This window comes from Kitasatospora sp. NPDC088134 (assembly GCF_044741705.1).
In the GTDB taxonomy this organism is placed as follows: Bacteria; Actinomycetota; Actinomycetes; order Streptomycetales; family Streptomycetaceae; genus Kitasatospora.
Genome location: NZ_JBIUTD010000003.1, coordinates 445,793 through 452,359, shown reverse-complemented (window position 1 = coordinate 452,359; position 6,567 = coordinate 445,793). Strand labels below are relative to the sequence as shown.

The following is a 6,567-nucleotide window of genomic DNA, read 5'->3' as shown; positions in this document are numbered from 1 at the left end:
CCCACCGTGACCAAGGCCTGGGTCGACGGCGGCTACAACAACGCCGTCGTCCGCCACGGCGCCGACCTCGCCATCGACGTCGAGGTCGTCACCCGGGACAGGGAGCAGAAGGGCTTCGTGGTCCAGCCGATCCGATGGCGCGTGGAGCAGACCTTCGGGATCATGTCCCGGTACCGGCGGCTCCACCGCGACTACGAGGAACTGCCGGACCGGTCACGCTCGATGATCCACTGGGCCATGGTCAACTCCATGACCACCCGGCTGACCGCCGCCCCGGACAGAACCGGGCAATACCTCCGCCCGAAACCATGCGCGGCAGCCTAAAACGGTATCGAACGCCCTCTGACATCAGCTCTCACATCAGCGGGGTCATCGGTGCGGCGGTGGGGCGGGCCACCTCCTCCTGGGCCTTGGTGAGCAGCTGCATGGCGAGGTCGTTGAGGGCGCGGGCCCCGGCGACCTCCTCGCCGACCCGCAGCTGCGGGCGGTCGTCGTGGTGCCGGGTGGAGCTGCCGTGGCCGCGCAGCTCCGTCCCGTCGGAGAGCCGGACGAGCGCGGCGGCCCGGGTGCGGTCGCCGTCCTCCGCGAACTCCATCTCGATGTGCCAGCCGACCAGCGTCCGCATGGTCGCCACCTCCTGGTGTCGTGGTCCTGTGTCGTCCTGGGTGCGTCGTGCACGGAGCGGGGGTCGGCTCAGCGGCGGCCCGGGTCCGGAGGTTCGGTGCCGTCCTCCGGGCGGGGTGCGCACTCCTCGCGGCCGGTGTCGGCGTGCACCACCCGGACGGGGTGGTGCGGGTCGGTGCGGTGCTCGACCAGTTGCGGGCGGCCGCAGCGCGGGCAGAGCAGGGGGATCTGGTTCATCACGACCGTCCACGCGCCCCGCGGCGGGCAGTCCCCGGGCCCGCGTGGCCTCCTCCCTCCAGTGTGCCCCCGCTTACCCGGGCCCGGTCCCGGGCGCGTGCACCGGCACGGTGACCAGCACCGCCGGCCCCGACCTGACCTCGAACCGGTCCAGCGCGGACGGGGCCAGTCCGGTGCCGCCTGCGGTCCGCAGCCCCGCGGTGCCGCCGTAGCCGGTGGCGGGGACGCTCCAGCTGGTGACGGTCTGCCGGGTGCCGTCCGCCGCCACCGCGACCAGCTCGCAGGACTGCGGCCCCGGCACGTGCCCCAGGTCGAGGGTGATCCGGCTGCCCCACTCCGCCGGGCCGACCCCCACCGTCGCGGACACCCCCGTCGCCGGGTCGGTGGCGCTGAACCGCTGCTCCGCGACGGCGGCCGGGGACGCGGACGGGGGCGACTCCGGCGCCAGGGCCACCCAGCTGGCCGCCGGACCGCCCAGGGCCAGCACCGCCGCGACCGCCACCAGCACCCGCCGCCGGACCCGGCCGCGCCGGCGCTCCCCGGACACTTCCGCGAGCAGCCGGTCCAGCAGCTCCGGGGGCGGCCCTTCCTCCAGCAACTGTTCTTTGCCGTAAGGGAGTTCGGGCAGTTCGGCGAGCAGGGCGGCGGTCGGGGCGAGGTCCGCGGCCTCGGCGGTGCAGCGCGGGCAGTGCGCGAGGTGGGCGGCGAACCGGTCCGCGCGCTCCGGTTCGAGGACGCCCAGCAGGTGGGCGGCCAGGTCTGCGTGCGGGTCCTCCATGATGCCGGTAGGGCCTGTGGTGCTGGTGGGGTCAGTGGGGTCGGTGCTCATGGGGTGACGCCCCGTTCCTCCAGGGCGAGCCGGAGGGCTCGCAGGGCGTAGTGCAGGCGGGAGCGGACGGTGCCGGCCGGGACGCCCAGGACGGCGGCGGCCTCGGTGGGGGTGCGGCCGCGCAGGTAGGTCTCGGCGATCGTCCGGCGGTGCGCCGCGGAGAGCGAGCCGAGGGCGTCCGTGAGCGTCATCAGCCGCAGCGCGCGGTCGAGTTCGGCCTCGGCGTCACCGTCGGGGAGCAGTTCGAGCCCGCGGTCCGGCACCTCGGGCGGCCGGGCCCGGGCCCCGCGCCGGGCGTCGACGACGATCCGGCGGGCGACGGTGGCCAGCCAGGGCCGCAGGCTGCCGCCACCCCGTTCGGCGTCGAGCCGGTCCAGCTGCCGCCAGGCGCGCAGCAGGGTCTCCTGGACGACGTCCTCGGCCTGCTGCCGGTCGCCGCCGACCAGGTGCAGCACCATCCCGTACAGCGGTCCGGCATGCTCCCGGTACAGCGCCCGCATCAGCCGGTCCTCGGCGGGGCGCTGCTCGGCGGGGCGGTTCTCGGCGGCGGGGCGGCTGTCGGTTGCCGGGCGGCTGTCGGTTGCCGGGCGGCCGGTGCTGCGGGGGTGCTCGGCCACCGTGCCATCCTCGCGCGGGCGGCGGGGCGGGGCGATCGGGCGCGGCGGCCGCGCACCGGGGGCGGTGGCGGGAGTGGTCCCGGGGCCCTCAAGTCCGGGGCCGTTCGTGTCGATAACCGTCCCGGGGGTGCGGCGCGGGCGCCTGCGCCGCACCCCCTCGACCGGACGTCCGGCGTCCATCCGGCGTGGCCCGCTCAGTAGCCGCCGGAGGGCATCACCGGACCGCCCGTCGGCATCGCCCGGTCGCCGGTCGGGGTGGCGGCGAACCAGGTGCCGTCGATGCCCTGCCCCTTGGTGTCACCCGGCTTCGTGTCGGGTGCGTAGCGGTACAACGGCCATCCCCCGAGCGTGAGTTGGTGGCTTCCGTCGGCGCGGGTGACGGTGCCGAGCAGGTGGGCGTCGATGCCGGTGGGGGCGGGGGCGCTGCCGTCGGTGCCGACGAGTTCGGGCGGCCAGAGCGCGGCGCAGGCGTCGGTGCAGTGCGAGGCCGACGGGCTGCTGCTGTCCCGGTCGAAGCGGTAGAGGGTGTGGCCCTGGCCGTCGGCGACCAGCGTCCCCAGCGTCGGATCGTGCTCGGTGGTCAGCGCGGCCGGGCCCTGCTGCCCGGCACTGCCGCTCGGGGTGGGGCTGCCGTAACCGGCCGAGGCGCCGTGGCCGGTCGAGGTGGAGTAACCGCCGCAGCCGGCCAGCAGGGCCGCGGCGGTGAGGGCTCCGGCGGCGAGCAGGGTGCGGCGCCCGGAGGCCGGTCGTCCGGTGGTGGTCATCGGGGTACTCCCGTCCGGGAGGGTGCGGTTCGTCCGGGGGTACGGACGGCGCGGCCGGAGCGTTCACGGCAGGGGCGCTCACAGCAGGTGCGGTACCGGAATAGTTCCTCCGGTCGTGGGGTTGTGGCGGGCGAGGAGCCCGCGGGGGCTCCGGGCCTGCATGACACCCGGCTGCGAAGGGCAGGTGGCGACGATGAGCACGGTGGAACTGACCAAGGACAACTTCGACGAGGTGGTCCAGGGCGAGGACGGCAAGGGGTTCGTCCTGATCGACTTCTGGGCGGCCTGGTGCGGTCCCTGCCGCCAGTTCGCGCCGGTCTTCGAGCGCGCCTCCGAGAAGAACCCGGACATCACCTTCGCCAAGGTCGACACCGAGGCTCAGCAGGAGCTGGCGGCGGCGTTCGAGATCCGCTCGATCCCCACGCTGGCGATCATCCGCGAGGGCGTCATGGTCTTCTCCCAGCCCGGCGCCCTCCCCGAGACCGTCCTCGACGACCTGATCGGCCAGGCCCGCAAGCTCGACATGGCCGAGGTCCACGCGGGCGTCGCCGCCGACCGCGCCACCGACAACTGACCCACCCGCACACCCCGAAGGGGGCACCGGACCCGTCCGGTGCCCCCTTCGGCGTTCCTTCCCGCCCTCCCCAAGGGAGCCGGGGAGCACGCGCGAACGCGCCGAAGGCCCGCGCGGGGCGGGCCTTCGGGGGTGGTGCGGGTGGTCAGTCGAGGGTGGCGGTCATCTCCCACTGGAGGAGTTCGGCGCCCTCGGGGCCGGCGGTGACGCGTTGGCCCTCGGCGGCGGTGAGGCGGAGGGCGTCGCCCTGGTGGAGGAGGCCGGCGCCTTCGACGGCGGCCTCGCCGCGGGCGACGTAGAGGTGGACGAAGGGGGCGGTGGCGAGTTCGAGGGTCTCGCCGGGGCGGACCCGGGAGACGTGCAGGGCGGCGTGCTTCTGCCGGATGCCGATCGCGCGCTGGCTGGCGTGCTTGCTCATCCCGGACGCGAGGGTGGTCCAACCGCCCTGGGCGAGCTGGTCGTTGATGTCGAGCTGCTCGTAGCCGGGGTCGATGCCGGCGGTGTCCGGGATGGTCCACATCTGGATGAAGTGGACCGGGTCGCGGTGCTCGGGCTCGCCGGTGAGCGTCCAGGAGTCGTTCTTCTCGCTGTGCAGGATGCCCGTCCCGGCGCTCATCCGCTGGGCCAGGCCCGGGTAGACGACGCCGTTGTGACCCTCGGAGTCCTGGTGGACCAGGCCGCCGTCGAGCACCCAGGTGATGATCTCCATGTCCCGGTGCGGGTGGGTGTCGAAGCCGGTGCCCGGGGCGACGGTGTCGTCGTTGGAGACCAGCAGCAGGCCGAAGTGGGTGTTGGCCGGGTCCCAGTGGCGGGAGAACGAGAAGGAGTGCTTGGAGTCCAGCCAGCCGGCGCGGGTGTGGAAGCGCTCGTCGGCGCGGCGCAGGTCGATCGTGGATGCCATCGGGTCCTCCTCGGTCGGGATGTTGTTGAATCCTAAACCATCAGGGGGCGCCGATGCATTCCCGGCCCCGCGACCGGGGCGCACCGGAGGACCGAAGGACGGAAGGGCGGAAGGGCGGAATGCGGGGGAATCAGGAGTCGGCGGCGCGCAGGCGGTCGCTGACGACGCCCAGGCTCTCGGCGAGGGCGGCCAACTGCTCGGGGGCGAGGACGTCGATCAGGGCCTCGCGGACGGCGGCGACGTGGCCGGGGGCGGCCGCCCGCAGCACCTGCCAGCCCTGCTCGGTGATCTCGGCGAAGACGCCGCGCACGTCGCTCGGACAGGAGCGGCGGCCGACCAGTCCGGCCTTCTCCAGCTGGGTGACCTGGTAGGTCAGTCCGCTCTTCGAGGTGATCAGGCGGTCGGCGAGGTCGGTCATCCGCAGCGAGCCGCCGGGGGCGGCGGACAGCTGGACCAGGATCTCGTACTGGGTGTGCGAGAGCCCCGCATCCTCCTTGAGCTGGCGCTCCAGCCGACGGGCGACCAGATTGGTCGCCGCGACGAACCCGCGCCAGGCGGCCATCTCGGTCTCGTTGAGCCAGCGGGGATCGTCCATGCCCCGCAGTCTACTCCGGTTGTTCAAATTCGAACTCGGGTGTACCTTCGGAGGCGCAAGGTTCAAATTTGAACTACAGGTCGGTCGCCCGGACGGCAGAGCGGCCCCGGCAGCAGGAGGACGGACCCATGAGCACCCCCACCACCGAGCGCATGCCCGCTCTCTACCTCTCGCACGGCGCGCCCCCGCTGGCCGACGACCCGATCTGGCCCGGCCAGCTCGCCGCCTGGTCCGCCGAGCTGCCCCGCCCCAAGGCGATCCTGATGGTCTCCGCGCACTGGGAGGAGGCCCCGCTGGCGATCGGCGCGGTCACCCCGCTGCCGCTGGTCTACGACTTCTGGGGCTTCCCCGAGCACTACTACCAGGTCCGGTACGAGGCCCCGGGCGCGCCCGAACTCGCCGACTCCGTCCGCAAGTTGCTGCGCACCGCGGGCACCCCCGTGCAGGACGTGCCGGACCGCGGGCTCGACCACGGCGCGTACGTCCCGCTGGTCGAGATGTACCCGGACGCGGACATCCCCGTCCTGCAGATCTCGCTGCCCACCCTGGACCCGCAGCAGTTGCTCGCCATCGGCCGCAAGCTCGCCCCGCTCCGCGACGAGGGCGTGCTGATCGTCGGCTCCGGCTTCTTCACCCACAACCTGCGCGCCCTCTCCCCCGACGGCCGGATCACCTCCGTGATGGCCGAGTTCGACGACTGGGGCCGCCGCGCCCTGGAGGCCCGCGACCTCGACGCCCTGCTCGACTTCGAGCACAAAGCCCCGGCCGGCCGCCTCGCCCACCCCCGCACCGAGCACTTCGCCCCGCTCTTCGTCACCCTCGGCGCCGGCGAGGCCGACCTCGCCACCCAGCGCAGCGTCATCGACGGCTTCTGGATGGGCCTCGCCAAGCGCTCCGTCCAACTCGGCTGACGGCCCGCCGGTCCGGCGGTCCGGCGGTCCGGCAGTCGGTGCAACCGCGCCGGGCCCGGCGGCGTCCGACAGGGCGGCGCACTGCCGGGAATCGGGGGCGGAATGGGCGACAGCGGGACATCCGGGCCAGGGCGGCCGTACGCGTGGTGCACCTTGGCCGCGATGGTGGCCGGGTGGGTGTGCACGGTGCCGGGGTACCGCGCACTGGACGAGGTCCGTCGGACGGCCGTCCGCTGCCTGGACGGTCCGGGCGTCCCGCTGCACGCGCTGCTGCTGGTCTGGGCCGGGCTGGTGCTGAACGCGGCCGCGATCGGCGTGGCCGTGGTGCTGGCCGTACGGGCGCAGCGCTCCAGGAGTTGGTCGGTGGGGCTCGGGGACGGGCTGCTGTTCGTGCTGCTCCCGGCGGCGCTGGTGGTCGGGGTGCTGCAGTACGTCGTCCTTCAGGACGTCCGGGCGGACTACGGGCCGCAGCGGAGTCCGTGCATGGGGGCGCCGTTGCGGCCGGGGGTGTGACG

General features: G+C 74.2%; 11 protein-coding genes. 4 read left to right on the top strand and 7 right to left on the bottom strand.

Features of this window, described 5'->3' with window-relative positions; genetic code table 11:
• Positions 1–324, top strand: a 324-nt coding sequence (locus ACIOHG_RS07870; protein ID WP_400946666.1) for a transposase, incomplete at its 5' end; no start/stop codon positions are given.
• Between the two features lie 31 nt (positions 325–355).
• Here the strand turns inward: ACIOHG_RS07870 and ACIOHG_RS07865 are convergent.
• The 5 genes from ACIOHG_RS07865 to ACIOHG_RS07845 form a co-directional block, all read right to left on the bottom strand.
• A complete protein-coding gene (locus ACIOHG_RS07865; RefSeq protein WP_400946663.1) occupies positions 356–625 on the bottom strand; it encodes a DUF1876 domain-containing protein in 270 nt (89 codons plus the stop codon).
• Positions 626–693: 68 nt separating this feature from the next.
• A complete protein-coding gene (locus tag ACIOHG_RS07860; protein ID WP_400946660.1) occupies positions 694–861 on the bottom strand; it encodes a hypothetical protein in 168 nt (55 codons plus the stop codon).
• A 73-nt stretch (positions 862–934) separates the two neighbouring features.
• The gene (locus tag ACIOHG_RS07855; RefSeq protein WP_400946657.1) at positions 935–1,690 is read right to left on the bottom strand and encodes an anti-sigma factor family protein; all 756 of its coding nucleotides are present in this window, start codon (positions 1,688–1,690) and stop codon (positions 935–937) included.
• The gene (locus ACIOHG_RS07850; protein WP_400946726.1) at positions 1,687–2,190 is read right to left on the bottom strand and encodes a sigma-70 family RNA polymerase sigma factor; all 504 of its coding nucleotides are present in this window, start codon (positions 2,188–2,190) and stop codon (positions 1,687–1,689) included. Before ACIOHG_RS07850 ends, ACIOHG_RS07855 begins: the two co-directional genes overlap by 4 nt.
• Before the next feature lie 311 nt (positions 2,191–2,501).
• The gene (locus tag ACIOHG_RS07845; RefSeq protein ID WP_400946654.1) at positions 2,502–3,071 is read right to left on the bottom strand and encodes a hypothetical protein; all 570 of its coding nucleotides are present in this window, start codon (positions 3,069–3,071) and stop codon (positions 2,502–2,504) included.
• Positions 3,072–3,264: 193 nt separating this feature from the next.
• Here ACIOHG_RS07845 and trxA point away from each other — a divergent pair, with 193 nt between their 5' ends.
• Positions 3,265–3,645, top strand: coding sequence for a thioredoxin (gene trxA, locus ACIOHG_RS07840; RefSeq protein ID WP_400946651.1), 381 nt, complete (start codon positions 3,265–3,267; stop codon positions 3,643–3,645).
• Positions 3,646–3,790: 145 nt separating this feature from the next.
• Here trxA and ACIOHG_RS07835 read toward each other — a convergent pair whose 3' ends face one another.
• Together ACIOHG_RS07835 and ACIOHG_RS07830 are read right to left on the bottom strand one after the other, a co-directional pair.
• A complete protein-coding gene (locus ACIOHG_RS07835) occupies positions 3,791–4,546 on the bottom strand; it encodes a pirin family protein (protein ID WP_400946649.1) in 756 nt (251 codons plus the stop codon).
• Positions 4,547–4,676: 130 nt separating this feature from the next.
• Entirely contained in the window at positions 4,677–5,141 is a 465-nt protein-coding gene (locus ACIOHG_RS07830) for a MarR family winged helix-turn-helix transcriptional regulator (protein ID WP_400946646.1), read from the bottom strand.
• Positions 5,142–5,269: 128 nt separating this feature from the next.
• Here ACIOHG_RS07830 and ACIOHG_RS07825 point away from each other — a divergent pair, with 128 nt between their 5' ends.
• Positions 5,270–6,052, top strand: coding sequence for a dioxygenase (locus tag ACIOHG_RS07825; RefSeq protein ID WP_400946644.1), 783 nt, complete (start codon positions 5,270–5,272; stop codon positions 6,050–6,052).
• Between the two features lie 162 nt (positions 6,053–6,214).
• Positions 6,215–6,565, top strand: coding sequence for a hypothetical protein (locus ACIOHG_RS07820; protein WP_400946641.1), 351 nt, complete (start codon positions 6,215–6,217; stop codon positions 6,563–6,565).
• Positions 6,566–6,567: the final 2 nt, after the last annotated feature.

Excerpts from the sequence above, each read along its gene's own strand:
- ACIOHG_RS07865 (WP_400946663.1), bottom strand. The coding sequence starts at position 625 with ATGCGGACGCTGGTCGGCTGGCACATCGAGATGGAGTTCGCGGAGGAC.
- ACIOHG_RS07860 (WP_400946660.1), bottom strand. The coding sequence starts at position 861 with ATGAACCAGATCCCCCTGCTCTGCCCGCGCTGCGGCCGCCCGCAACTG.
- ACIOHG_RS07855 (WP_400946657.1), bottom strand. The coding sequence starts at position 1,690 with ATGAGCACCGACCCCACTGACCCCACCAGCACCACAGGCCCTACCGGC.
- ACIOHG_RS07850 (WP_400946726.1), bottom strand. The coding sequence starts at position 2,190 with ATGCGGGCGCTGTACCGGGAGCATGCCGGACCGCTGTACGGGATGGTG.
- ACIOHG_RS07845 (WP_400946654.1), bottom strand. The coding sequence starts at position 3,071 with ATGACCACCACCGGACGACCGGCCTCCGGGCGCCGCACCCTGCTCGCC.
- trxA (WP_400946651.1), top strand. The coding sequence starts at position 3,265 with ATGAGCACGGTGGAACTGACCAAGGACAACTTCGACGAGGTGGTCCAG.
- ACIOHG_RS07835 (WP_400946649.1), bottom strand. The coding sequence starts at position 4,546 with ATGGCATCCACGATCGACCTGCGCCGCGCCGACGAGCGCTTCCACACC.
- ACIOHG_RS07830 (WP_400946646.1), bottom strand. The coding sequence starts at position 5,141 with ATGGACGATCCCCGCTGGCTCAACGAGACCGAGATGGCCGCCTGGCGC.
- ACIOHG_RS07825 (WP_400946644.1), top strand. The coding sequence starts at position 5,270 with ATGAGCACCCCCACCACCGAGCGCATGCCCGCTCTCTACCTCTCGCAC.
- ACIOHG_RS07820 (WP_400946641.1), top strand. The coding sequence starts at position 6,215 with ATGGTGGCCGGGTGGGTGTGCACGGTGCCGGGGTACCGCGCACTGGAC.